Source organism: Salinibacterium sp. NG253 (assembly GCF_015864945.1).
Lineage (GTDB): Bacteria > Actinomycetota > Actinomycetes > Actinomycetales > Microbacteriaceae > Rhodoglobus.
The window spans coordinates 226,719-251,500 of the sequence record NZ_JADYWF010000002.1 but is presented as its reverse complement, the minus strand read 5'-3'; the positions used below and the strand labels follow the sequence as shown (position 1 = coordinate 251,500).

At 62.4% G+C, this 24,782-nt stretch carries 23 protein-coding genes and 1 tRNA gene; 4 read left to right on the top strand and 20 right to left on the bottom strand.

From position 1 onward, the window contains the following. Window positions 1–40 precede the first annotated feature (40 nt). The gene (locus I6E52_RS11115; RefSeq protein ID WP_197157432.1) at window positions 41–1,912 is read left to right on the top strand and encodes an ABC transporter ATP-binding protein; all 1,872 of its coding nucleotides are present in this window, start codon (window positions 41–43) and stop codon (window positions 1,910–1,912) included. A gap of 24 nt (window positions 1,913–1,936) precedes the next feature. Here I6E52_RS11115 and I6E52_RS11110 read toward each other — a convergent pair whose 3' ends face one another. The 18 genes from I6E52_RS11110 to I6E52_RS14580 form a co-directional block, all read right to left on the bottom strand. Further along, window positions 1,937–2,737, bottom strand: a complete 801-nt coding sequence (locus tag I6E52_RS11110) for an RNA methyltransferase (RefSeq protein WP_197157430.1) — start codon at window positions 2,735–2,737, stop codon at window positions 1,937–1,939. Between the two features lies 1 nt (window position 2,738). After that, a complete protein-coding gene (locus I6E52_RS11105) occupies window positions 2,739–3,293 on the bottom strand; it encodes a hypothetical protein (RefSeq protein WP_231602075.1) in 555 nt (184 codons plus the stop codon). Between the two features lie 17 nt (window positions 3,294–3,310). Beyond that, window positions 3,311–3,895 carry an isochorismatase family protein gene (locus tag I6E52_RS11100; protein ID WP_197157428.1) on the bottom strand — a complete coding sequence of 195 codons (585 nt, stop codon included), beginning with the start codon at window positions 3,893–3,895 and terminating at the stop codon, window positions 3,311–3,313. Window positions 3,896–3,976: 81 nt separating this feature from the next. Then, a complete protein-coding gene (locus I6E52_RS11095; protein WP_197157426.1) occupies window positions 3,977–5,401 on the bottom strand; it encodes a D-alanyl-D-alanine carboxypeptidase in 1,425 nt (474 codons plus the stop codon). A 45-nt stretch (window positions 5,402–5,446) separates the two neighbouring features. Continuing rightward, on the bottom strand, window positions 5,447–6,268 hold the full coding sequence (locus tag I6E52_RS11090) for a hypothetical protein (protein ID WP_307842511.1): 822 nt from the start codon (window positions 6,266–6,268) through the stop codon (window positions 5,447–5,449). Window positions 6,269–6,523: 255 nt separating this feature from the next. Further along, window positions 6,524–7,294, bottom strand: coding sequence for a 1-acyl-sn-glycerol-3-phosphate acyltransferase (locus I6E52_RS11085; protein ID WP_197157422.1), 771 nt, complete (start codon window positions 7,292–7,294; stop codon window positions 6,524–6,526). A gap of 89 nt (window positions 7,295–7,383) precedes the next feature. Further along, window positions 7,384–7,456 (bottom strand) — tRNA-Thr (locus I6E52_RS11080). A gap of 79 nt (window positions 7,457–7,535) precedes the next feature. Then, complete coding sequence (locus tag I6E52_RS11075; protein ID WP_197157420.1) at window positions 7,536–9,104, bottom strand: alpha/beta hydrolase; 1,569 nt, start codon at window positions 9,102–9,104, stop codon at window positions 7,536–7,538. Window positions 9,105–9,120: 16 nt separating this feature from the next. Next, a complete protein-coding gene (locus I6E52_RS11070) occupies window positions 9,121–10,662 on the bottom strand; it encodes an alpha/beta hydrolase (protein WP_197157418.1) in 1,542 nt (513 codons plus the stop codon). Then, the gene (locus I6E52_RS11065; RefSeq protein ID WP_197125951.1) at window positions 10,659–11,825 is read right to left on the bottom strand and encodes a DNA polymerase III subunit delta'; all 1,167 of its coding nucleotides are present in this window, start codon (window positions 11,823–11,825) and stop codon (window positions 10,659–10,661) included. Before I6E52_RS11065 ends, I6E52_RS11070 begins: the two co-directional genes overlap by 4 nt. Window positions 11,826–11,834: 9 nt before the next feature. Beyond that, window positions 11,835–12,464, bottom strand: a complete 630-nt coding sequence (gene tmk, locus I6E52_RS11060) for a dTMP kinase (protein ID WP_197157416.1) — start codon at window positions 12,462–12,464, stop codon at window positions 11,835–11,837. A gap of 1 nt (window position 12,465) precedes the next feature. After that, window positions 12,466–15,330, bottom strand: coding sequence for a type I DNA topoisomerase (gene topA, locus I6E52_RS11055; protein WP_197157414.1), 2,865 nt, complete (start codon window positions 15,328–15,330; stop codon window positions 12,466–12,468). An 82-nt stretch (window positions 15,331–15,412) separates the two neighbouring features. After that, window positions 15,413–15,811: an Rv3654c family TadE-like protein gene (locus tag I6E52_RS11050; RefSeq protein WP_197157411.1), complete on the bottom strand. Its 399-nt coding sequence runs from the start codon at window positions 15,809–15,811 to the stop codon at window positions 15,413–15,415. Then, entirely contained in the window at window positions 15,811–16,146 is a 336-nt protein-coding gene (locus tag I6E52_RS11045; protein ID WP_197157409.1) for a TadE family type IV pilus minor pilin, read from the bottom strand. The genes I6E52_RS11050 and I6E52_RS11045 overlap by 1 nt, the downstream gene beginning before the upstream one ends. A gap of 16 nt (window positions 16,147–16,162) precedes the next feature. Beyond that, window positions 16,163–16,444 (bottom strand): DUF4244 domain-containing protein, encoded by a 282-nt coding sequence (locus I6E52_RS11040; protein WP_231602074.1) that lies wholly within the window; start codon window positions 16,442–16,444, stop codon window positions 16,163–16,165. A 104-nt stretch (window positions 16,445–16,548) separates the two neighbouring features. Beyond that, window positions 16,549–17,466, bottom strand: a complete 918-nt coding sequence (locus I6E52_RS11035) for a type II secretion system F family protein (RefSeq protein ID WP_197157407.1) — start codon at window positions 17,464–17,466, stop codon at window positions 16,549–16,551. Further along, window positions 17,463–18,551, bottom strand: a complete 1,089-nt coding sequence (locus I6E52_RS11030; RefSeq protein ID WP_197157405.1) for a TadA family conjugal transfer-associated ATPase — start codon at window positions 18,549–18,551, stop codon at window positions 17,463–17,465. The genes I6E52_RS11035 and I6E52_RS11030 overlap by 4 nt, the downstream gene beginning before the upstream one ends. 106 nt (window positions 18,552–18,657) lie before the next feature. Beyond that, window positions 18,658–19,926 (bottom strand): response regulator transcription factor family protein, encoded by a 1,269-nt coding sequence (locus tag I6E52_RS14580; RefSeq protein ID WP_197157403.1) that lies wholly within the window; start codon window positions 19,924–19,926, stop codon window positions 18,658–18,660. 93 nt (window positions 19,927–20,019) lie between these two features. Between I6E52_RS14580 and hxlB the strand changes: the two genes are divergently transcribed. Continuing rightward, entirely contained in the window at window positions 20,020–20,601 is a 582-nt protein-coding gene (gene hxlB, locus I6E52_RS11020; protein ID WP_197157401.1) for a 6-phospho-3-hexuloisomerase, read from the top strand. A gap of 116 nt (window positions 20,602–20,717) precedes the next feature. Further along, window positions 20,718–21,341: a 3-hexulose-6-phosphate synthase gene (gene hxlA / locus I6E52_RS11015; RefSeq protein ID WP_197157399.1), complete on the top strand. Its 624-nt coding sequence runs from the start codon at window positions 20,718–20,720 to the stop codon at window positions 21,339–21,341. Window positions 21,342–21,440: 99 nt separating this feature from the next. Here the strand turns inward: hxlA and I6E52_RS11010 are convergent, their stop codons facing one another. Both I6E52_RS11010 and I6E52_RS11005 read right to left on the bottom strand, forming a co-directional pair. Then, window positions 21,441–21,863, bottom strand: a complete 423-nt coding sequence (locus I6E52_RS11010) for an organic hydroperoxide resistance protein (protein WP_197157397.1) — start codon at window positions 21,861–21,863, stop codon at window positions 21,441–21,443. After that, window positions 21,863–22,354, bottom strand: coding sequence for a MarR family winged helix-turn-helix transcriptional regulator (locus I6E52_RS11005; RefSeq protein WP_197157395.1), 492 nt, complete (start codon window positions 22,352–22,354; stop codon window positions 21,863–21,865). Before I6E52_RS11005 ends, I6E52_RS11010 begins: the two co-directional genes overlap by 1 nt. 416 nt (window positions 22,355–22,770) lie before the next feature. On the opposite strand from I6E52_RS11005, the gene acs reads away from it, so the two are divergent. Continuing rightward, complete coding sequence (acs, locus tag I6E52_RS11000) at window positions 22,771–24,735, top strand: acetate--CoA ligase (protein WP_197157393.1); 1,965 nt, start codon at window positions 22,771–22,773, stop codon at window positions 24,733–24,735. Window positions 24,736–24,782: the final 47 nt, after the last annotated feature.

The following is a 24,782-nucleotide window of genomic DNA, read 5'->3' as shown; positions in this document are numbered from 1 at the left end:
GGCACCTCCGCCCTACATTTTTGGGACAACGAGAAACTTCATGAGCTCGACTTCACACACCTCTGCACCTCGTCGCGGACGCTCTGGATCACGCGACAATCCCGACGACGGCCCCCGCGCCAAGTTCAGCGAGCTCTTCCCGTACCTGCTGGAGCACCGCAAGGTTCTGATCTTCGTGATCATCTTGAGCATCCTCGGCGCCGGCGCTTCGCTCGCCCAGCCGCTGCTCGTCAGCCAGGTCATCACCATCGTCGAGGCCGGCGAATCGCTCGGCACTCTCGTGTGGCTACTCATCGGCCTCGTCGTCATCTCGGGCCTCATCAGCGGCTACCAGCACTACCTCCTCCAGCGCACCGGCGAAGGCGTCGTACTCTCCAGCCGTCGTCGACTAGTGAGCCGGATGCTCAACCTCCCCATCTCAGAATTTGACCGTCGCCGCACCGGCGACCTCGTCTCCCGTGTCGGCAGCGACACGACCTTGCTGCGCGCGGTGCTCACGCAGGGACTCGTCGAAGCCATCGGTGGCTCGATCACCTTCATCGGCGCGCTCATCGCGATGCTCATCATCGACCCCGTGTTACTCGGCCTCACCGTGCTCGTGATTGCGATCGCGGTCGTCACCGTTACGACCCTGTCGAAGCGCATCCGGGTGGCCAGCCAGCGCGCCCAGCGCAAGGTCGGCGACCTGGCCGCAGCCGTTGAACGTGCGATCTCCGCCGTGCGCACGCTGCGAGCATCCAACGCCACCGAGCGTGAAATTGAGGCCGTGAACGAAGACGCTCTCGGTGCCTGGAAGATGGGCATCAGCGTCGCCAAGATCTCGGCACTCGTTGTTCCGATTGCCGGAATCGCCCTGCAGGTCTCGTTCCTCGTCGTGCTCGGCGTCGGTGGCTACCGCGTTGCCAGCGGAGCCATTGAGATTGCCGACCTCGTCGCGTTCATCCTCTTCCTGTTCCTCATGATCATGCCGCTTGGGCAAGCCTTCGGCGCGGTCACCGCAGTCAACCAGGCACTCGGTGCGCTCGGCCGCATCCAAGAAATCATCAAACTGCCCAGCGAGCTCGAATCCGACGCTGGCGTGGTTGCTGTCGCCAGCATCGAATCGGATGCCGCCATCACGTTCGAGAACGTCGAATTCTCGTACCCCCGCGACTCAGTGCTCGTGCAAGCCGAAACGGAACTGGCCTCGCTCAAGCACGGAGGCAACGAAGCTGCCGCCGACGAGATCGACCTCACCGTGCTGCGCGGAGTCAGCTTCGCCGTGAAGCGCGGCGAACGCACCGCCATCGTCGGCCCCTCGGGCGCCGGCAAGAGCACCATCCTCGCCCTCGTTGAGCGCTTCTATGATCCAACGGGCGGTGTTGTGCGGTTGGGCGGCGATGATCTTCGCGGTCTCAATCGTGAAGAGCTGCGCGCCCAGATTGGCTACGTCGAACAGGATGCTCCTGTACTCGCGGGCACCATCCGCCAAAACCTTCTCATTGGTGCGCCCAACGCCACCGACGAAGAATGTGTGAAGGTCATCGCCGCCGTGAACCTCACTGCGGTGCTCGAACGCAACCCTGCTGGTTTGGATGCCGCTGTCGGCGAAGACGGAGTAATGCTCTCCGGTGGTGAGCGTCAGCGACTCGCTATCGCCCGCACGCTGCTCGCTGCTCCCCCGATTCTGCTGCTCGACGAATCGACCTCAAGCTTGGACGGCCTCAACGAGCAAATGCTCCGCGAAGCCATCGATGCTGTTGCCGAGAACCGCACGCTCATCGTGATCGCACACCGCCTCTCGACAGTCGTCGACTCCGACCAGATCGTCGTACTCGACAAGGGCAAGGTCGTGGGCGTTGGAACGCACTCCGAGCTCGTCAAGTCGACCCCGCTCTACAAGGACCTCGCCAAGCACCAGCTGCTCGTCTAGCGGCTCGCGGGTGCGCCGCAACAGCTACTCGACCGCGAGCGCGAACATCGCGACCGCGGCCGTCGCCGCAACGTTGAGCGAGTCGATGCCGTGACGCATCGGGATCTGCACAATCGAATCGGCGGCATCGATGGCTTCGCGAGTGAGGCCGTGGCCCTCGGTGCCCAGCACCAGCGCAACCTTCTCGGGAGCATCCGCCGCATAATCGCGCAGCGATACCGCACCGTCTTCGAGCGCTAGGGCTGCGATCTGAAAGCCGGATGCCGTGAGCAGCGCACGGGTATCTGTCCAGTTGCCGATACGGGTCCACGGCACCTGCAGCACGGTTCCCATCGAGACCCGGATTGCACGGCGGTAGAACGGGTCGGAGCACTGCTCGGTGACGAACACCGCATCCGCTCCGATGCCGGCGACCGAGCGGAAGATGGCGCCGACGTTGGTGGGGTCAACGACGTTTTCGAGAATGACGATGCGGCGCGCATCCGCCAACAGAGCTTCGGGCGTCGGCAACGGCGGGCGGTGCATCGACGCGATGACGCCGCGGTGCAGCACGTAGCCGGTGAGTTCGGCGAGCAGCGAGCCGTCGCCCGTGAAGATGGGAACGTCGTCGCCCACGAGCTCGACAATCTCGTCAACCGAGGTGCCGAGCGCCAGCACCGAGCGCACCCGGTGACCGGACCGCAGCGCACGCTGCAATACGAGGGTCGATTCGGCGAGGTAGAGACCGTGTTCGGTGCCCTGTGCTTTGCGCAGTGCAACATCGGTCTGGTGCGAATAGTCCGCGAGCCGTGGATCGCTGAGTTCGGTAACCGGGATGACCGGCACGCTAGATTGCCCGACTCACGCGAATGAGAATCACGGTGCGCCCATCGGCACGCTGCCCGCTCGCGGCCTCAAAGTCGGGCCCGGTGATCGACTCAATGCCCTCGTACAGCAGCGCATTGTCTAGCCCGAGAGAATCCACTTCGGATGCCCACGACAGCGTTGCCGCAACACGGTAGTTTCCTCCACGCAACGGATCAGCCGCCCCTTCCGGCAACACGACAGTGGCATACAGCAGCCCGAACGAATCCTCGACCGTCGCGAACTGCACGCTCTCGACCTCGACGCCCTCGGGAAGATCAATGAGCGAGAACTCGGCGATCTGCTCAGCCGAAACATCGCTACAGGTGCCGGCAGAGGAATCGCACAGTGTTTCGCTGGTCGGCCAGATCGCTGTGAAGACTGCTGCGCCACCCGCAATAGCGAGGCCGATCACGAGCCCCAAACCCACCAGCAACGCCAGCAGACGCCAGCCCAAGCCCTTACTGGGCGGCAGAACGTCTGACTCAGCGATGAAACCCGGGAGGCTCAGCTCTGGCTCGCTCATATCGTTTGTCATTTCTCGGCCACCACTCGTCAGTCTTCGGTAGAGACAAGCGTGATGCCCGTGTCTGCCATCGTGCTGAGAGCGGCGGCGCTCGACTCCGGAGCGACACCGGCGACTAGGCCGGTGAGCACCGACACATCGCGGCCGCTGCCCGCGGCATCCAGAGCAGAAGCAAGAACGCAGTAGTCGGTAGCGATGCCAGCGACATCGATGGTGTCGACACCAAGACGATCAAGCAGGGCGGGCACCGTCTCGCCCTCCGCGGTCGTGCCCTCGAAGATTGAGTACGCCGGAACGCCCTGCCCCTTACGCACGTGCACCTGCACGAGCGAGGTGTCGAGCGCGGGGTGGTACTCGGCCCCAGGTGTGCCCGCAACACAGTGAACGGGCCAAGTGTCAACAAAGTTGGGCTCGGCATCGGTGGCAAAGTGGCCACCGTTGTCATTGTCGGCATCGTGCCAGTCACGGGATGCGATCACCACGTCATAGCGATCGGGATTGGCCCGCAGATAGTCGGTGATTCCGGCCGCCACAGCGGCACCGCCGTCGACGCCTAACGCGCCACCCTCGGTAAAATCGTTCTGGACATCAATAATGAAAAGTGCAGCAACCACGATGCCAGTCTAAGTCGCGCCGACGCCCCACGACCGATCGCCGCGGACCGGAGTAGTTGGAGACCTGAGTAGTTGCAGACCCTAGTAGTTGGAGAGATTGCTTCCGCAGGCATAAACGCCAGCAACGAGGTTGTCGAGCGCGGTGCGTGCGTCGGTGGAGATGCCCTCGCCGATCGCGTAGAACGCGAAAGCCAACTGAGTGCCGTCCTTGGCATTCACCACGCCACCAAGCGAATGCTCCTGGTTCGTCCACCCTGATTTAGCCGCGACGTGACCGGATGCCGCAGCGGCATCCCCCTCGAAACGGTTATAAAGGTCGCCGCTTTCGCCCCCGATCGGAAGCATCGAGAACGCTGTCGCGATTGCGCCGCTACCCGATGCCCCTGCCGCCATGAACTGTGCGACGAACAACGGCGAGACTTGGTTTTTGGCACTGAGACCTGAACCATCGGTGATGGTGATGGTTCCGGCATCATCGAGTCCGGCATCCGAGAGCACACTTTGGATGGCCTGGTTCAGAGTGCTTGCAGCGCCGCTGAGACCTTGCTGTTTGGAAACGAGGCGGGCAAGCGACTCAGCCAAAGAGTCATCGCCACTGATCAGCATCTGCTCCACGAGCACGCTGACAGGTTGCGATTTGACTTCAGCCAGCACCGTGTTGCCGACCGCTGCACCGGTCGAGAATGTGACCGCGGGCAATCCAGCGGCTTGGGCGAATGCTTGCCCAGCCGATTGCACAGGATCGGTGCCGCGGGGGCTGATCGCGATGGTGGGATCAGCGCGGTCGCCGTTAACCATGAGCGCCGTAACGTAGGAGTGGTATCCGCCAGTGCGTTCCCGCTCGGGCCAATTCGCATCCCAGGCATCGCTCGTGTTCCACAGAGTGGAGTCGAGCACGATCTCCGTAATCGGAACGCCAGGATGGAGCTCTTCATAGCGGGTTATCGCCTGCGAAGCGAGATCCGAAATTTGTGGGGCATCGCGATAGTACGACGCATTGGTCGTCGCGAGGGTCGGGTCGCCGCCACCCACCAGCACGATCACGCCAGCCGATGAACCGTCGATCACTTTAGTGCTGATGCGAGTGTCTGCACCGAGAGCCTGAAGTGCCGCAGCAGCCGTCATCGCCGTCACGATGTGGGCGGGGCTGGCCGCTTCGTCGGCAGATCGGTCCCACAGCACGTTGCCCGTAGCGACATCCGTCACGACGCCAACAAGTGAGGGGAAGGCTGCGACCGTGGCCAAAGAATCCACAGAACAGGTGCGCACCGCGACTGCTCCGGGTGTAACATCCGGTTGGCTCCGCTGCTCTGCAGTGACTTCGTCTGGGGTGACATCAACTGCCGAGTTAGCGGAGCCAACCGAAATTCCGGCGAATACTGCTACTACTGCGAGTAGTACGAATACAACCGCTGCGACCGTCACCGTGGATGCGGTGGGGTGCTGAGTTATAAACGCGCGTATTCCTCCCGGCGCTTTCGGCTCACTACTGGCTGAATCAGTCACCCGGTTATAGTACCCGGATGTTCCAACCCAGCGCTTCGAGTGGGCCTAACAGTACGTCCATCGTGCTGCTGCGCGGGTAAAACTGTAAGGCTCATCGATTCCACCATGGGTCATGGCGAAGGCGATGCACACGCCACCGGTGCTGACACCGGGGCGGTAAAGCGATGCGCGGTGAGAATACGATTCCCACCACTTGGAAGCAACGGTGGCTCCGCTGTTTCCTGAACCACCGGCGAGGTTTCCGTCGCAACCGCGAGCGGCAACGCCGTCGGAGCGAGTGGTGCCGTTGTGGCCCCAACCGTCGAGAGGATTCGAGCTGGGCGATTCTGCCATCCAGAAGAGGCGTTCTTCCATGCAGGAGTCGTAGCGGAAGTTCGACAGCGCGATGGGCTGCAAGCAGTTAGCAACACGGATCGAGTTGTAGGCATAAGCGAAGGATGCGAGGTCGCCTGAGGTCGTGCCTGCGACACCCTGTGAGGAGCTGCGGCTCGGCGCACCAGGTACGCCACCACCAACGTTGCTCGGGCACGACTGGCCCGCCGAAGCATAGGCTGCACGAAGCTGAGTAACGGATGCTGAACCGCCCGTTACCGAGGCAACGACGATTGGCTCCGGCTTCGGCACTGCTTTCTGCGCGAGGTGCTCGGAGTCAGTGGTCAGCGACTTGGCTTCAGCCTTGATTGCTGCAGCCAGTGACTCTTCGGTGACGCGTTCGAGGCTGGCAATCGCGACGACATCGACCGACTCTTCGATCGGCGCAGTCGCCGTCGACGCGAACAGCGGCGAACGTGCAGCTGAGTTAGCGGTTGCGCTCTCGGTGAGCCCTGGTCCGCCTCCCCCGACGAACGGTACTACTCCAACAATCACGACGGTGACTAAGGCCGTTAAAAACGGAACTCTCCCCATGAAAATCGTCCCCCAGACGAATAAATAGGAGGCAGACCCCTCTGCTTCCTGTTGCCAAAACTAGGCGCGAAAGCAGCGTTCCACAAGGTGAAAACCCCGGAAACATAAGGAAATACCCGTTAATGGGGGGTCTGGGTGACGGGTCTATCCTCTGTTTGGGGGACACCCTCGTAGCCCGAAATCGTCGTTCGGGGCACTAGGGAAAGCAGTGCGGGGTTAGTGCTTGCGGGCGGCTTGTGCGCGTCGCGCATCACGCTCAGCATCTGCCGCTGCCGCCTCGTCTGGCGTCGGTGCGGTTCCGCCCAAGTGACGCGGTTGCCACCACTGACCAGTGCCATCGAGCGGGTATGCCTCCTGCGCCGTCTGGAGCAGGCCTTCCATTGTCTTCTTGAGTCGCGCGGTTGCCGTTGTCGCATCATCCGTCGTCGCAACTGTCATCGGGTCCCCGACGACCATCACGATCGGGATGCCCACACGTTCACGCAAGGTGATCTTGCGGTTCTTCGTCATCAGGCGCTGCCCGCCCCACAGTGCGATGGGAATCACGGGCACGCCCGCTTCTGCTGCTAGGCGCACGGCGCCGGTTTTGAAATCGCGGATGGTGAAGGATGCGCTCACTCCGGCTTCGGGAAATACCCCAATCAGTTCCCCCGTGCGCAGAGCCGTAACGGCAGACTCGTAGGCCTTAGCACCAGCATTCATGTCGACAGGAATGTGCTTCATGTTGCGCATGAACGAGCCGACAACGCGCTTCTCGAATACGCTCTTTTTAGCCATGAAACGGATGCGGCGGTGATTGTGCAGCCACAGCGCCCACTCGACAAGAGCGAACTCTAGGTAACCGAAATGGGTCATCGCGATCACGGCCCCTCCCTCATCGGGCAGATTCTGCGACCCGATGACGGTGCGTCGCACACGAAGAGCACCGAACATGGCGCGACCGGCGCCGATGGCTGCTGTATAGATGGGTTCGTTGCGGTACTTCATACCTTCAGCTTAAGACTCCGATATGGGAGTTTGCCGCCACCACAACGCACAACGAGGACCAGATTTCTCTGATCCTCGATGCTCAACGGAGCCGCCTGTCAGAATCGAACTGACGACCTTCTCATTACGAGTGAGATGCTCTACCAACTGAGCTAAGGCGGCCGGCCACATTTTCATGAGGCACAGCAAGATAGCTTAGCCGAAGTTTTGGAGCCCGAAAGCCCACTCCGCCAAGTTGTCGTTAGGCAGCACAATCTGGGTCGTCATTCGGGACTACACCGTTGATGAAATAGGCGTCGACCGCTCCATCGATGCACCCGACACCACCGTTGTAGGCGGTGTGACCTTCGCCGTTGTAGGTGATGAGCTGGGCGCTCTCTAGCTGCTCGCTGAGTGCTACGCCCCATTCGTAGGGTGTCGCCGGGTCGCCCGTGGTGGAGATGATCAGCACGGGCGGTGCGCCCTCACCGGTCAGCTCCGTAATGTCGGGCCCGATGTACTGGTACGGCCAATTCAGGCAGGTCAGGTCGCCGGTCGGCGGAAAATCCCGGTAGGTCGTCGGCGACGCCTCACGCATGAGTTCCTGCTGTTCAACCAGTACGGCAGGGTCAGTCTCAACGGGGTAGTCGACGCAGTAAATCGCGATGAAAGCCTCGAGCGAGTTGTCGGTGTAGCTGCCATCGAGATCGCGGCTGTAATAGAAATCAGCAAGGAAGAATGCGGTATCCGTTTCACCGCGCGCAGCCTCCGAGAAAAGGTCGTTGAGGAACGGCCACGAATCTTGAGAGTAGAGGGCAGTGCTCATCGCGATATCGAGCACACCGGCATCCATCATGCGGCCATCGGGGGCAGCGATCGGATTCGCGTCATAGCGGTCGTACAGTTCGCGGATCGTCGCCAACGCGGCATCCACCCCGCCGGTGAATGGGCAGTCATCGAACGATGTCGGGCACGCCGCCAAATAGTTTTCGAGTGCCCGCTGGAAACCAATCGTCTGAACGCGGCCGACCTCAAAAACAGAAATAGACGAGTCGGTGGCGCCGTCGAGCACAATGCGACCCACGTTCTGCGGGAAGTTTTCGATGTAATAAGAGCCGATATCGCTGCCGTAGGAGTAACCCAAATACTGCAGCTTCTCGTCGCCCACAATCGCGCGCAACATGTCGAGGTCGTGCACCGTGCTTTGGGTATCGATGAACTGCAGGATCGGACCCGTGTTGTCGAGACACGCCTGGCCGAAATCGATGGCCGCCTGCTCGCTCTCCGCAAGCCATTCATCGCTGCCGACCGCCGCAGCCGGAATACCAAAAATGAAGTCATCGAGACCGTCATCGTCTAGGCACGTCACGGGAGTCGAACGGCCAACTCCGCGAGGGTCCCAGCCGATCACATCGTAGTTCTCACGCAGGTTCGTACTCACCGCAAAGTCCACGTCGTCATGGATGAGATCAAAACCTGAGGCGCCTGGCCCACCAGGGTTCACAAACAGCGACCCCAAGCTCTCCCCTGTTGCCTCCTGGCGCGCCATCGCGATCTCGATATCAGTTTCTGGAGACGGGTTTGCCCAATCCATCGGAGCGATCGCCGTCGCACACTGAGCGCCGTTATCGCAATCCACCCATGTGAGAATTTGCTCGTAGTAGGGAGCGAGTTCTGCCGATACCGCCTCACCGGTCGGCTGCGAAGTGTCCCCAAAAAGCCCCGAAAAGAGGTTCGCACAGCCGCTCAGCACGAGGGTGAGAACGAGAGCGGGCACCACAAGGGCAAACCTGCGAGCGCGAGAGGCGGGGGCGGCGGCGATAAAGTTCACCGCATGAGCCTAGCGGTTAGCAGTTCGGATCGGCGCTGGGAACTTCGCCCCTGAGGAGAAAGTCTTCTACCGCCGTATTTACGCACTCATTCGACTTGTTATACGCCGTATGACCTTCACCGTTGTAGGTGATCAGGTGGCCCGAGTCGAGGTTTTCGGCAACGGTTTGTGCCCACATGTACGGCGTCGCCGGGTCATTCGTCGTGCCGATCACCAGCATGTCGGCCGCACCGGGAGCAGCAATCGCCACGCGCTCCCGCTTCGCTTCCACCGGCCAGTTAGCGCAACCGGGGTCGCCATACGACATCTGCGGGCCGAACACCGGAGCCGCGGCGGCAAGCTCGGCAGCCTGCGCACGCATGCTCTCGTTATCGGCTGGCTCGCGGGCATCCAAGCAATTGATCGCGATGAAAGCTTCTGTCTGGTTTTCAGCGTAGGTGCCGTCAGCGCTGCGGCCGTTGTAGTTGTCGGCCAAATCGAAAGCGATGGTGGCGTCGCCCCTCATTACCGAGTCGAAAAGCTGGCGCAGGTAGGCCCAGTTGTCTTGGCTGTAGAGCGGCAAGATGATGGCCGTGAACATGGTTGCGCTGCCCAATTTGCGCCCGTCAGCGTTTGTGAGCGGGCTCTTGTCGAGGCGGTCGAGCAACGTGCGGATGGTCGTGCGCGACTGCTCGACAGATCCCGTGAACGGGCAATCGCTCGCGCCGGCGCAGTCAGCCAAGAACGCATCAAGCGCGCCCTCGAAACCCTCTGCTTGAGCCTTGGTAGTTTCGAATTCGGATGCCGCGGGGTCGACCGCACCATCGAGAACGAGCCGCCCCGTCTTCTCCGGGAACAACTCGGCATAAACCTGGCCGAGCAACGTTCCGTAGGAGTAGCCCAAATAGTTCAGCGTCTCATCGCCGAGAGCGGCACGCAGCATGTCGAGATCGCGGGCAGCACTCGGGGTGTCAACGAAGCCCAACAGCTCGCCTGTCTCCTCGCTACAGCGCTGAGCAAACTGGGCGGAGGCATCAGTGGCGGCGGCAATCCATTCGTCGCTGCCCTTCTCCCCCGGCGTGATTCCGTAGATGTATTCATCCATCTCGGCAGGGTCGGAGTAACACGACACCGCCGTCGAACGGTTCACCCCACGAGGGTCAAAACCGACCACGTCAAACTGCGACTGAAGGGCCTCGCTGGTGGCGTAGTCCACACTGTCGGCGATGAAATCGAATCCAGAACCGCCAGGGCCACCCGGGTTGACGAGCAAAGATCCGATGCGGTTATTGCCTTGAGCAACTTGACGCACAAGGGCCAACTCGATCGTGTCGCCCTCGGGATTCTCCCAATCCACCGGCGCAATCGCCATAGCGCACTGCAGATCGTCTCCACAGCTCGCCCACTCCAGCACCTGCTGATAGAACTTTGTCAGATTCGGCGCAACGGCTTCTTCAGTCGGTGTCGATGTTGTGCTGGATTCCGACGGCACGAACCACGACACACAGCCGCTCAGTGTCAGCGAGACCGCCAGCGCGACCGATGTGAGGCCAACGAGGCGTGCAGAGCGGTGCCTCATGCCCCGCGTCCCGATACCGCGACCTTCACGAGCATCGCCTCAAGGGCGAGTGCCGGAGCAACGTTGCTTTCGATGCGACGGCGCGCTTCAGCGATACCGTCCATGATGGCGAGCGTCGCTGGCGCTGTTGTGCGGTTCGCCACCGCCGTGAGGTTATTGACAATGCTGAGGTTAATGAGTTCTCCCGGGGCACCAATTTGGGTCAACAAAATGTCGCGGTAGAGCGACAGCAGGTCAACCATGATGCGGTCAATACCGTCACGGAGGCTCCGTGTTGCACGACGCTTCTGGTCTTCTTCGAGGTTCTTGAGCTGCACCCGCAGTGCCGGCGGAATGGTGCCGCCGGGGGCAACACCGAGCGAGCGAAGCGCGGACTCGCGTTCGTGGGCGTCCTTCTCCTCGGTGAGGGCGGTGGCATCCGCCTTCGACAGCTCGAGCAAGAGAGTGGCGGCGATCACAGCGTCCGAGACCGTGCGGATGTTGAGCACGGTCGTCAGTGCCTGTTCCCGTCGTTCGCGGGCCTCCGCATTGGTCGCAAGACGGTGTGCCATGCCGATGTGGCTTTGTGCTTCTCGTGCCGCACGCAACGCAATATCGGGTGCGACGCCATCGCGGTCTTGCAGCAGTTGGGCAACATCTTCGATCGCGGGCGTGCGGAGACGAACACTGCGCACGCGGGAACGGATGGTGGGAATGAGGTCTGCTTCGCTGGGCGCGCACAGAATCCAGACCGTGCGTGGCGGCGGCTCTTCGAGTGCTTTGAGCAGAACGTTGGAGGTGCGCTCGACCATGCGGTCGGCATCCTCAATAATCATGACGCGGTAGTGGCCGACCGACGGCGAGAACTGCGACGAGGCCACCAGCTTGCGCACCTCGTCGATGGAGATGATGACGCGTTCGGTGCTGAGCACACCAAGGTCGGGATGGGTGCGGGCAACAACCTGCTTATAGACCGACTCTTCGGTTTCGTCGCCGCGCGTGCCGAGCAGGGCGGCAGCGAAAGCGTAGGCGATATTAGAGCGGCCAGATCCGGGCGGGCCCGTGATCAACCACGAGTGCGTCATCGACGACTGTTCTGAGCTGCCCAACGCCGATGACGAGGCCGCGGCCTCAAGAACGGCGATCGCTTCAGCTTGGCCCGTCAGGCCCTCCCACAACGACATGCGCTCAGTCTAGGCGGGTTGCGGGAGGTGGTTCTGAATGCGCTCACGGATCGTCGTGGCGATCTCGTCTATGCCGCTGGCGGCATCCACGACGAGGATGCGCTCGGGCTCCTTCGCGGCACGTTCCAGAAAGGCATCGCGTACGCGAGTGTGGAATTCTTGCTTCTCAGCTTCGAGCCTGTCGTAGCGTGTGCGGGCGCTGTCTAGACGTTTGCGGCTGTCGACCGGATCGAGGTCGAGCAGCACTGTGACATCCGGAAGCAGGTTTTGCGTGGCCCACAACGAGAGCTCGCGCACTTCGTCGGAACCGAGCACTCGACCGGCACCCTGGTAGGCCTCGGAAGAGTCGATGTAGCGATCCTGAACAACGATCTCACCGCGCTCAAGAGCTGGACGCACCAGCGTTGCGATGTGGTGGGCACGGTCGGCGGCGTAGATGAGCGCTTCGGCACGCGGGTCCATCTCGCCCCGACGGTGCAATACGATTTCGCGCAGCTCTAAGCCCAAATCAGTGCCACCGGGTTCGCGAGTTACAACAACCGTGTGACCGGCTTCTTCGAGCCACTTCACGAGAAGCTGCGACTGCGTGGTCTTACCGACGCCGTCGCCGCCCTCGAGCGTGATGAACAATCCGGGCACGCTACTCTGCTTCGGTAGCGGCGCTGGTGGTGGCCTTGGCTGCGGCCTTGGGCGCAGCAGGCTTCTTCGCCGCCGGCTTCTTGGCCGCAGGCGTCTTCGCTGCTGTGGTCTTTGCCGCAGTCGTCTTCGCTGCTGGCTTCTTCGCTGCCGGCTTCTTGGCGGCAGGTTTTTTCGCAGCAGGCTTCTTGGCAGCTGGCTTCTTCGCAGCCGTCTTGCGCTTGACCGGCCCCTTGGCTCGCTTGTCGGCCAGCAGCTGAACGGCACGCTCGAAGTCGACGTCTTCGACAGTTTCGCCGCGCGGGATGGTGGCGTTGGTGGTGCCGTCGGTTACGTACGCACCGAAGCGGCCATCCTTGATCTTGATCGGCTTTTCGCTCACCGGGTCTGCATCGAACTCTTTGAGAGCACTGGATGCCGCGCGGTTGCCGTACTTGGGCTGGGCGTAGAGCTCTACGGCACCAGCGACGTCGATGTCGAAGATGAGGTCTTCGCTCGTGAGCGAACGCGTTTCGACACCCTTCTTGAGGTAGGGGCCGTAGCGTCCGTTTTGTGCGGTGATCTCGACGCCGGTTTCGGGGTCGAGGCCGACCACGCGGGGCAGGCTGAGCAGTTTGAGCGCGGTATCGAGGTCGATCGCATCGAGCTCCATCGTCTTGAAAATGGATGCCGTGCGCGGCTTCACGACGGCAGCCTTCTTAGGCTTCTTGGCCTTCTTCACTTCGCCGGTCTTGGGATCGATCTCTTCGACGGGCTCCGGAACGGGCTCAGGCTCTGGCTCGAGCTCGGTGACGTAGGGGCCGAACCGGCCATCTTTCGCCACGATCTCTTTGCCGTTCTCCGGGTTGACGCCGATAACACGGTCACCGACGACGGGAGCTTCGATCAGTTCGATCGCCTTGGCAAGGGTGAGCTCGTCGGGCGCGAGCGCTTCGGGAATGTTGACGCGGCGCGGCTTCTCCGGGTCGTCACTGGGGGTCTCCAGGTACGGGCCGTACTTTCCGATGCGTAGCGTCACGTCATCCGACAGCTTCATCGAGTTAATTTCCTTGGCATCGATTTCGCCGAGGTTGTCGATGACGGTGCGCAGGCCCCGGTACTTGTCGTCACCGAAGTAGAACGACTGCAGCCATTCAACGCGGTTCTGGGTGCCGCCCGCGATGCGGTCGAGGTCGTCTTCCATGCCGGCGGTGAAGTCGTACTGGACGAGGTCGCCGAAGTATTCTTCGAGCAAACGGATCACCGAGAAGGCAATCCAGTTGGGCACGAGGGCTTGGCCGCGCGGCGTAATGTAGCCGCGGTCGATGATCGTGGAGATAATCGACGCGTAGGTCGACGGGCGACCGATGCCGAGTTCTTCAAGCTTCTTGACGAGGCTTGCTTCGGTGTAGCGCGGGGGCGGGCTGGTCTCGTGACCCTTCGCTTCGATGTCGAGAAGCGTGAGGGTTTGGCCTTCCTTGAGCGGAGGCAGTTTCGCTTCTTTGGGCTCAGCGGTGGCGTTGCGTTCTTCGTCTTGGCCTTCTTCGTAGGCCTGCATGAAGCCGCGGAAGGTGATGATGGTTCCGCTGGCCGAGAATTCGGCAACGGGGGCTTCACCGGCAGCGATGGTGACTGATGCCGTCGAGCCCTTGGCGTCAGCCATTTGCGAGGCGACGGTGCGCTTCCAGATCAGTTCATAGAGCTTGAAGTCATTGCCGCGCAGCGTGGACTGGAGTTCGCTTGGCGTGCGGAACGTGTCGCCTGAGGGGCGAATAGCTTCGTGGGCCTCTTGAGCGTTCTTGCTCTTGCTGGCGTACACGCGGGGCTTGTCGGGCACAGCGTCAGCGCCATAGAGCGCGACGGCTTGAGTGCGGGCGGCGGTGATGGCCTGCTGCGAGAGCGACGAGGAGTCGGTTCGCATATAGGTGATGTAACCGTTTTCGTACAGCGACTGCGCAACGCTCATGGTCTGGCGTGCGGAGTAGCGCAGCTTACGGCCGGCCTCCTGCTGCAGCGTTGAGGTGGTGAAGGGCGCTGCGGGGCGGCGCGTGTATGGCTTGGTTTCGACCGACTTCACCGTGATGGTGGTGCTCGGCATCCGCAGTGCATCTGCGAGAGTTTGGGCTGCCTTTTCGTCGAGCGCTACTGCTTCGCCTTTGAGGTTTCCGCGGTCGTCGAAGTCACGGCCGGCAGCAACGCGCTTGCCGTCGAGGCGTACAAGTTTGGACTCGAAACCGTTGGTTTCGCTGTCAGGCGAGAGCTGGGCGATGAGGTCCCAGTAGTTGGCGGTGATGAAGGCGAGACGTTCGCGCTCGCGCTCAACAACGAGGCGGGTCGCGGCGGACTGTACGCGGCCGGCGGAAAGACCGGGGCCGACTTTGCGCCAGAGCACGGGCGAGATTTCGTAGCCGTAGAGGCGGTCGAGGATGCGGCGGGTTTCTTGAGCGTCAACGAGGGCGGTGTCAACGTCGCGGGTGTTGTTGATAGCCGCTTCGATGGCGTCTTCGGTGATTTCGTGGAAGACCATGCGCTTGACGGGAACTTTGGGCTTCAGCACCTGCAGGAGGTGCCACGCGATGGCCTCACCTTCGCGGTCCTCATCAGTTGCGAGGAAGAGTTCGTTCGCTCCGCTGAGCGCTTTCTTGAGTTCGGCGACGGTTTTCTTCTTGGCGTCGGAGACCACGTAGTACGGCTCGAAGCCGTTATCGACGTCGACAGAGAACTTGCCGAGCGAACCCTTTTTGAGCTCGGGCGGCAGATTGCGGGGTTCGACGAGGTCTCGAATGTGACCGACGGAGGAGAGCACGTCGTAGTCGTCACCGAGGTACTTGGCTATCGTCTTGGCCTTGGTGGGCGACTCGACAATGACAAGTTTTTTGGTGCCAGACACGGGACTCCTTGGATGATGACGCACTTGACCGGTGGCAGCGCCACTATCAGCGACACAATACACACACCGACCGCTCAGTTGCCTAATCCGCCCTGGTTGGGGGTGGGCCTGCTGTAGCGCTCGTTGTGACCAGTATGCCGAGGATGCGGCGACTAGCGGTAACTGTCACGATACGCCCATCAACCACACAGTCCTCTATAAGGGAGTTATTAGCACTCGCGAGCCGCTCGGCGTTGGCACACGGGTAGCCGGCAACAAGCCCGCTCGCGGTGTCGGCTGCGGCGAGCGCGGCAGCGTCGGTCGCCCCGGCAAGCGCGTGCCTCACGCTGAGCACCCAATAGAGAGGGATGACGAGGGCAGCGACGGCGATCACGGTGGCGATGAGACCGACCATCAGGATGGTGCCCGAGCCTCGTTCGTCGTTCAGCGGGCGACGCGCAGCACACGCCGTAACCCCAGCTCCCGCCTGCAATGTGGCCATCATTGGCCTCCCGCGAGAGCGCAGCTGGTGGCACTGAGCGTGATCGGAAGCAGCCCGAGCAGTGCGTTGCGCGCGGGGGCGCTCACGGTGGCGCACACGAGGCCGTCGCGCTGATGGGAACTGAGTCGTGCCGACGCGACCAGAGCGGATGCGGTGGCCGCGACCGTGCCGGAGCTTTCGTCGCGCGCCAGGCTGCGTGCTGACACAGCTGCCGCATCCTGCAACCGGATTTGCAGCCCGGCGAGTTGCACCCCGCTGAGACAGCACACGAGCACGAGTGCGACAGCGGGCAGCGCCAACGCAAACTCTGCGGTAACACTGCCACGCTCGTTCATCGCTGCTCGTGCTCGATCACGCCGGGATCGAGAGCGCACTGCGCACAAGGTCGGTGAGCATGCCGCGCACCTCTCCGGAACGGAGAATCACGACGAGCAGTCCGGCGAACCCGACTGCGGCCAGAGTGGTGATGGCGTATTCAGCGGTTGCTGCGCCGCGCTCGGAGCGCAGGCGGGTGCGCACGCGGGCACGGAACTGGCGCGCACGTAACGACATCCCCGCGACGCCGCCGAACCGGTGGCGGCGGGCACGGCCTGGTTCGAGAGTGGGCAAGGGAACAAGGTAGGGATCATTCATGAGGTACTCCTTCGTGCGCTGTTGCGCAGTCTGCGGCCGAGTGACTCCAGCCTGCCGAGCGTGGGGGTCTCGCGACCTAGCGCGGCCCGATGTGTGGAACATCGCTAGAACCCGGCAACGGTGGATGAGATGACCGCAACCATGAGCGGCAGCACTCCGAGCACCATGAATGCCGGGAGCACGCACAGCCCGAGCGGGAGCATGAGCCGCACCGAGAGCGCTGCGGCACCGGCACGAGCATCCGCATCGGCCGTCAGCCGCACCTCGTCAGCTTCGGCCCGCAAGAGTTCGGCGGCGGGCACCCCGGCCTCCTGCGAGAGCCGCAGCACGTCGTCGAGATGAGAGCCGTCGTCGGGCAGGCCGAAGCGTTCGAGGGCCTGCGTCACGACTGCCCGAGCCTGCACGAGTGAGCCGCCACCCGACACCGCAACGGCCATCAGCTCGCACTCAAGACCGGGTGCCGCGTGTGTGGGCGTCGCCGACCGCACAAGCCGGTTGTTCCAGCGCACAGCAATCACGATCAGCCCGCCGCCGACCACGAGACACCCCCACCCGATCGGGGTTGTGAAGAGCACTCCCAGAGTGTCGAAACCCAGTAGCGCCCCAAAGATGAGCCCGACGGCGGGCAACGCCAAGACCATGCGCGCGGTGGCGACGGGGGCAGCGAGGGCGGTGGCCACTTCGCGCTGGATGTGCACGAGCATCCGCAACGCTCGCGCATGAGTTCGAAGCGCACCGGCCAGCGGGGCCCCAACTTGACCAGCAACAAACCAGGCGGCGGCAAGCGAGTTCCATGCTTGCCGATCCAACGCTGGCAGACCCGCGGATGCCCGCAAAATACGTTCCGGAGCCCCTCCCGAATCGCTGCCTTGCACCGCTACCGCCGCCGCGACGCTTCCCTCGGCGCGGCCGCGCGCGACGTGCTGCCAGGCCGAAGTGGGAGTCAGCCCGGCGTGCAGCAGCACGGCCAGCCGTTGGGTGATGCTGGCGACGTCGGGCAGTTGCGATGGCAGGCGTTTCATTCGATTTCGGCGATCGCGAGGCGGTCGTTGTCGTCGAGCACGAGCCGGCCGAGGTGGGTGAGGCGTCGGCGGCCGTCGACTCGATCGACGTGCAACACCGCGCCGATGGCGCTGACGGCTTGGCGTGCGATGGCGGTCGCGTCTAATCCGGCGAGCGCCCCCAGCGCTTCGAGCCTGCTTGGTACGTCTTTCAGCGAGTTAGCGTGCAGGGTTCCTGCGCCTCCGTCGTGGCCGGTGTTGAGCGCGCTCAGGAGTTCGCGGATCTCCGCACCTCGACATTCCCCTACGACGAGCCGGTCGGGCCGCATCCGCAACGCTTCGCGCACGAGCGCGGGCAGCCCGTAGCCCCCTGCGCCTTCGAGGTTCGCTTGCCGGGCCTCGAGCGATACAAAGTGCGGGTGTTCGACGCGCAGCTCCGCGACATCCTCAATGGCGACGATGCGTTCGGTGTCGGATGCCGCCGCCAACAGTGCGCCAAGAAACGTGGTTTTTCCAGCTCCTGATGCGCCCGAGATGAGCACATTCTCCCGCCCGTCGATGAGGGCTTTCACTCGCTGCAGCGGCACCTCGTTGAAGAAGCCTGCGAAGTCGAGTTCTGCCAACCCGAATGGTTCTCGGCTGGGCACGCGGATCGAGAGCAGCGTGCCGGTGGCGGAGATGGGAGGGAGAACAGCGTGCACCCGCACCCCACCGGCGAGCCGAACATCCACGCAGGGTGTCGCTTCGTCGACGTGACGTCCGCCGAGGTTGATGAGGCGAATGGCGAGCGCGCGCAGGTCAGCTTCGGTCATGCCTACGTCGCCAACAAATTCAAGCCCTCCGCCGCGGTCGATCCAGACATTCTGGGCACCGTTGACGAACACGTCGGTGGTGTTCGGGCGCCCAACATAAGGGGCTAATGGGCCGAACTCGTGGAGTGCCAGGGTCAGAGCATCCCCGTTCGCCGTTCCAGAACCGAGGCCAGCGCCGCCACCGGCTACAGGCACACCCCGAGCATGCGCATTGGTTGTGAGGGTGGGCTCAGCTGTGAACCGTCGACGAGCAACGAAAGGAACAATGTCGGGGTGCGAAGGAGTCGTAGTCACAGGGCAACATTAAGGAGACTCCGACTGTAGTTTTGGCGGCACAACCGCACTCGTGCCGAACGGCGACTCCCTGACTTTGTTAGGGAGAAGTGCGCAGGAAACCGAGTCAGCGATAGGCCGAAACGAGCTCAGCCCGGTTCGAGACCCCCGCCTTGCGCAGCAGGTTCGCCACATGAAACTTCACCGTGTTCTCACTGATGGAGAGCGAGAGCGCGATGGCTTTATTACGGGCACCCGAGGCGACCAGCTCCAGCACGTCGGCTTCCCGTTGCGTGACCTGCCACTGGGCACTCGGGGAACGATCAAGCCCCTCAGCGCTCAGAGGCAAGACAACCGAGATTTCGGAACCCCACCCCGCAGTACCGTTCACGCTCAACCGACCACGAAGGGCAGCTGCCCTCTCAACAAGTTGCCGCACAGCGGGGTCTTCCACCGCTAGCTCACCAGGGCCGTCATCGCGAATCCCAATCAGCAGATTCTCCCCGTCGCAATCCCACTCCACCCGCAACCGAGCGACTCCCGGTTGGTCAACGAGCGCAAGCACAGCGCCCCGAACGATCGCTCGGCCAGCGTGGGCGACTTCGCCCGGCAGTGCGCGACCGTTAGCGGGTGGTTCCACAAATTGCACGTCAAGGCCTCCAAACCGGGCCAAGGGCCGCAGGTCTGCTTTGAGGCGTTCGAAAGCGCGCGCAACCGGTTCCTCAGCCAAACTGCGATCCCGATCAGACACCGCCCGCAGATTGACCATCGCCGTAGCGGCCAGCTCGGTGGCTTCTTGGCGCGCAGTCTCATCCGACGCACTACGAGAGCGCAACGTCGCAAGAATTTGTTCCAGAGTCGTGGAGTGCGCGTCGGTGAGATCGGCAATAACCTGGGCGCGATCCTGCGATGCCATCCGCGAATCCCGAAGATAGTCGGGGCTTGCAACGGCAACTTGCTGCTGGATGCTCACCGCCACCAATCGCCACAGTGACGCGATCGTCGCCAACGCCTGTTCCTGCGATTGCCCACCAGTCACGATCACCGGATCGGTGAGGACGAGCAGCGAACCGGTCGGCGCAATCCACACTGCTGCGGGACGCTCGTGGCGGGCAACTACCGCCGTGATTCCCCACACCGGATGCCCGATGCTCGACACTGTCTCACGCACGGCGTCGAGTTCGGCGATGCTCACGTGATTGGTGATCGAAGGATCCCCCGCTTTCTTCTGAGGGCGCCCTGTGCAGTCTTCCGTGAATATCAATAGAGAGCTGTGCGCCACCATGGGCGCAAGCACCGCAGAAAAGGCGCTCGCAATCTGAAGCAGAGAACGTGACACCACCGAATGGGCGGCATCGAGGAGGTCAAGGGAACTGGCGTTGCTGAGAGCAGTCACTCCCCCATTTTAGGCGCGACCTACCCTTTCGGATAGGGAAAACCGGCCAAAAGGTGGGCGGTCTGCTGCCCAAACGGGTGGCACAGTGAAGTAATGGCCAGCAACGACACCACTACGGTTTCCTCCGCAATCGAACTTGTTCTCGCGGAAAATACCCGCATCAGCACCGCAATCGCTCGCGACGAATCCGAGGCAGTGCGATCAGCACTCGACCTGCTCAGCACCGCATCCCGAGTGTTCGTGCTCGGCTCCGGCCGCTCCGGACTAGCCCTGCGGATGCTCGCGATGCGCCTCATGCACGCGGGCCTGGCCGTGCACGTGGTTGGCGAGGTAACCACTCCCGCAATTGCTGCTGGAGATGTTCTTCTCGCAGCAAGCGGCTCGGGAACGACCGCCGGCATCATCCGCTCGGCAACGACTGCGAAGGAGGTTGGTGCTCAGGTCATCGCCGTCACCACGGCAGCGGACTCGCCTCTGGCACAGCTCGCACAGGTCGCCGTGATCATCCCCGCCGCACAGAAACAAGACCACGGGCACACTCGTTCGGCTCAATACTCCGGCGGATTGTTCGAACAATCGTTGCTGCTGCTTGGCGACGCACTTTTCCACGTGCTGTGGCAAGAGTCCGGCGCGACCGCCGAAGAGCTGTGGCCGCGGCACGCCAACCTCGAGTAGCAGCAGCAGCAGCAGCAGCAGCACAGGCTGCACCTTCTCCCCGGCTACACCTTCTCCCCGACTCCCCTGTCGGCAGATTCCCCTCGTCCAACTCCCCCATAAAGAAAGAGAACTCAATGAAACTTCAAGTAGCAATGGATGTACTCACCACAGAAGCCGCCCTCACGCTGGCCGGACAGGTTGCTGAGTATGTTGACATCATCGAATTGGGCACACCGCTCATTAAGCACGAAGGTCTCAGTGCCGTGCGCGCCATCAAGGATGCTCACCCCGACAAGATGGTCTTCGCCGATCTGAAGACGATGGATGCCGGAGAGCTCGAAGCCGACATCGCATTTTCTGCAGGCGCCGACTACGTCACCGTCTTGGGCACCGCCGGAGACAGCACCATCATCGGTGCCGTGAAAGCGGCGAAAGCCCACAAGAAGGGCATCGTTGTTGACCTCATCGGCGTTGCCGACAAGGTCACTCGCGCGAAGGAGGTCACCGCTCTTGGTGCCGTGTTCGTCGAGATGCATGCAGGGCTCGATGAGCAGGCGGAGCCCGGATTCACCTTCGAGACTTTGCTCAATGACGGTGAGACCGCGCGGGTTCCGTTCTCGGTCGCTGGCGGCATCAACGCTTCCACGATTGCAGCAGTGCAGCGTGCCGGCGCAACCGTTGCCGTTGCCGGGAGCTCGATTTATAGCGCAGCCGACCCAGCGGCAGCAGCAGCCGCCCTGAAGGCGGCAATCGTCTAGTGAGCAGCGCTGCCTAGAGAGCGAAAACGAGGGGGGTGCCTACCGGCACCCCCCTCGTTTTTTATGCGCACGAACGCGTCACGACGCGCCCGCTGGCGATCAGTCCTGTGCGACAGTGATGGTGACGTCGATGTTGCCGCGAGTGGCGTTGGAGTAAGGGCAGATCTGGTGGGCGGCATCCGCCAGAGCCTGAGCCTGGTCGTGGTCAAGATCAGGGATGACGACCTCGAGCTCAACAGCGAGTTTGAATCCTCCGCCGTCGATCGGCAGAAGGTGCACAGCGCTGCCCACGGAGGAGTGGTCGATGGCGACCTTCTCGTTGCGAGCAACAAGCTGCAGCGCGGAGTGGAAGCACGCGGCGTAACCGGCGGCGAAGAGTTCTTCGGGGTTGCCACCGTTGCCCGATCCACCCATCGACTGCGGCACAGCCAAGTCGAGGTCGACGGAGCCGGATGTCGTAGCTACGTGGCCGTTGCGGCCAGCGCCAGTCGAGAGAGCCTGTGCGGTGTAGAGAGCTTCCATTAGTTCTGCCTTTCAATGACATGAGATCCAGCAGCGGTTGCTGTGGAGAGGTTGGTGGTGACGTTGTGAAGCGTTGTCAGCGTCGAGGTGAATTCGGGGAGAGTAATGCCAGTGGCCTCGGCGATGCAGCCGGGAATGTGAGCCAGTTCCGCGCGGAGCGCGAGCCCGGAGGCAGTGAGCGACACCATTACGCGCCGTTCGTCTGAAGCCGATCGTTCGCGCACGACGAATCCGCGATCTTCTAACCGCCGAATCAGCGGCGAGGTGGTACCGAGGTCGAGCATGAGGCTGTCCGCGAGGCCACTCACTGTCGACGACCGACGTTCCCACAGGAGAATCAGGACCAAATATTGCGGGTAGGTCAGCCCCCACGGCGCCAAAAGCGCGGTGTAGCGACGGTTCGTCGCCCGGGCGGCCGCATAAAGACCGAAGCACAGCATGGTGTCGAGGGCGGATGGAGCCGATCCCGTCTCGTTCTGTTCGTCATCCATCCTGAAAGCTTTGCACACAAATAAATTGTGCACAAAGCAATATGGCGGACTGTCAGCAATCCGGATGCCAGCGGCAACTGAGCCGTCAGAGTGCCACGATTGCTGAGGAAGTCGACCTCTACCGTGCGCAGGTCTAACCCAGCCTTGGGCCGGGTTGCGGGGCGTCGGGGTCCCACCGAAACACGCCTTCACAACTGGCCATTAAAAAGAGAGGGGCGGCGCCCAGTGGGGGGAAAGGGCGCCGCCACAGCGGCCGACGATTGGGGGGAATCGTATTGGCCACTTGCTGAACTTGCGCCCAGCGACTTTCAGTGTAACGCAACGGTGTGGGCGTGCAACGGAGGTTCTAGAATCGGTGGAATACTTTCAGAAAGCACGTGGTCAATAAATGCAATCACACGATCGAAGAGGATCAAATGCCTAGTAATTCCATTGACAGTCTTCTGCACGAATCACGCCGTTTTGCCCCGTCAGAGGCCTTTTCTGCGGCTTCCGAGGCAAGCGCCGACCTCTATGCCTCAGCCAAAGAAGATCGCGTTGAGTTTTGGGCCGACAAGGCACGTGAATACGTGCACTGGCACAAGCCATTCACAGAAACCCTCGATTGGTCTACGCCGCCGTTCGCCAAGTGGTTCGCCGACGGCGAGCTCAACGTGGCCTACAACTGCCTCGACCGCCACGTGCTCGCGGGCAACGGTGACCGCGTCGCCATCCATTGGGAAGGCGAGCCCGGCGACAGCCGCAGCATCACCTACGCCGAATTGACCGCAGAGGTGAAGCGAGCCGCTAACGCCATGGCTGCCCTCGGCGTCGGCCAGGGTGACGTTGTCGCCATCTACATGCCGCTCGTTCCCGAGGCCGTCATCGCGATGCTCGCCACGGTTCGCCTCGGCGCCGCTCACTCCGTTGTCTTCGGCGGCTTCAGTGCCGAAAGCCTGCGCAGCCGCATCGACGACGCGAGCGCGAAGCTTGTCGTCACCGCCGATGGTGGCTGGCGCAAGGGAAAAGTCTTCCCCCTCAAAGCAGCAGTGGATGCCGCACTCGCCAACGGCGAATCCAGCGTCACGAATGTGCTGGTCGTCAAGCGCGGCGACAACGATGTCGAGTGGACCGAGGGTCGCGACCTGTGGTGGCACGAGCAGATTGAGGCAGCGGAGCCTGAGCACGAGGCGCTGGGCTTCCCTGCCGAGAACCCTCTCTTTGTGCTTTACACCTCGGGAACGACGGGCAAGCCGAAGGGCATCCTGCACACGAGTGGTGGCTACCTCACGCAGGCTGCATTCACTCACAAGAACGTGTTCGATCTGAAGCCCGAGACCGATGTCTATTGGTGCACCGCCGACGTGGGTTGGATCACCGGTCACACGTATGTCACCTACGGTCCGCTCGCGAACGGTGCGACTCAGGTGCTCTACGAGGGCACGCCCGATAGCCCCAACCCGGGCCGCTGGTGGGAGATCATTCAGAAGTTTGGGGTGAGCATTTTCTACACGGCGCCCACCGCCATCCGTTCGTTTATGAAGGCCGGTCGTCAAATCCCCGAGCAGTTCGACCTGAGCTCGATTCGCGTGCTCGGTTCGGTGGGCGAGCCGATCAACCCTGAAGCGTGGATTTGGTACCGCGATGTAATCGGTGCGGGCACCGCCCCCATTGTTGACACCTGGTGGCAAACCGAAACCGGCGCCATCATGATCTCCGCGCTGCCGGGGCTCACGACGCTGAAGCCAGGCTCGGCCCAGGTGCCGATTCCGGGAATCAAGATTGACATCCTCGGTGAAGATGGCACGCGCGTCGATCCGCCCAACGGTGGGCTGCTCGTGGTCTCCGAACCGTGGCCTGCCATGCTGCGCGGCATCTGGGGTGACCCCGAGCGCTTCAAGGAAACCTACTGGTCGAAGTTCCCGCAGCTCGACGGCGAACAGTACTTCGCTGGCGATGGTGCCCACGTTGACGAAGATGGCGACATTTGGCTGCTGGGCCGCGTGGATGACGTCATGAACGTCTCCGGCCACCGCCTGTCGACCACCGAAATCGAGTCCGCTCTCGTCTCCAACCCGATCGTGGCGGAAGCCGCTGTGGTCGGAGCCGCTGACGAAGCGACCGGTCAGGCTGTAGTCGCGTTTGTGATTCTCAAGTCGAACCAAGAGCACGCTCAGACCGCCGCCGAGGCGAGCGCCCTCTTGCGTCAGCACGTTGCGAAGGAGATTGGGGCGATCGCTCGCCCCCGTGAAATCTTCATCGTCGCCGAGCTGCCCAAAACCCGCTCGGGAAAGATCATGCGACGACTGCTTCAGGATGTCGCGGAGGGTCGCGAGATCGGTGACACCACCACCCTCGCCGACACCACCGTGATGCAGATCATCTCCGACAAGCTCAACTAGCTCTCACAGCAATGACGAAGGCCGGGCCCCAACGGGACCCGGCCTTC

Excerpts from the sequence above, each read along its gene's own strand:
- I6E52_RS11115 (WP_197157432.1), top strand. The coding sequence starts at position 41 with ATGAGCTCGACTTCACACACCTCTGCACCTCGTCGCGGACGCTCTGGA.
- I6E52_RS11105 (WP_231602075.1), bottom strand. The coding sequence starts at position 3,293 with ATGACAAACGATATGAGCGAGCCAGAGCTGAGCCTCCCGGGTTTCATC.
- I6E52_RS11070 (WP_197157418.1), bottom strand. The coding sequence starts at position 10,662 with ATGAGGCACCGCTCTGCACGCCTCGTTGGCCTCACATCGGTCGCGCTG.
- I6E52_RS11005 (WP_197157395.1), bottom strand. The coding sequence starts at position 22,354 with ATGGATGACGAACAGAACGAGACGGGATCGGCTCCATCCGCCCTCGAC.
- hxlB (WP_197157401.1), top strand. The coding sequence starts at position 20,020 with ATGGCCAGCAACGACACCACTACGGTTTCCTCCGCAATCGAACTTGTT.
- I6E52_RS11085 (WP_197157422.1), bottom strand. The coding sequence starts at position 7,294 with ATGAAGTACCGCAACGAACCCATCTATACAGCAGCCATCGGCGCCGGT.
- I6E52_RS11010 (WP_197157397.1), bottom strand. The coding sequence starts at position 21,863 with ATGGAAGCTCTCTACACCGCACAGGCTCTCTCGACTGGCGCTGGCCGC.
- I6E52_RS11045 (WP_197157409.1), bottom strand. The coding sequence starts at position 16,146 with ATGAACGAGCGTGGCAGTGTTACCGCAGAGTTTGCGTTGGCGCTGCCC.
- I6E52_RS11035 (WP_197157407.1), bottom strand. The coding sequence starts at position 17,466 with ATGAAACGCCTGCCATCGCAACTGCCCGACGTCGCCAGCATCACCCAA.
- I6E52_RS11065 (WP_197125951.1), bottom strand. The coding sequence starts at position 11,825 with ATGTCGTTGTGGGAGGGCCTGACGGGCCAAGCTGAAGCGATCGCCGTT.
- acs (WP_197157393.1), top strand. The coding sequence starts at position 22,771 with ATGCCTAGTAATTCCATTGACAGTCTTCTGCACGAATCACGCCGTTTT.
- I6E52_RS11040 (WP_231602074.1), bottom strand. The coding sequence starts at position 16,444 with ATGAATGATCCCTACCTTGTTCCCTTGCCCACTCTCGAACCAGGCCGT.
- I6E52_RS11050 (WP_197157411.1), bottom strand. The coding sequence starts at position 15,811 with ATGGCCACATTGCAGGCGGGAGCTGGGGTTACGGCGTGTGCTGCGCGT.
- hxlA (WP_197157399.1), top strand. The coding sequence starts at position 20,718 with ATGAAACTTCAAGTAGCAATGGATGTACTCACCACAGAAGCCGCCCTC.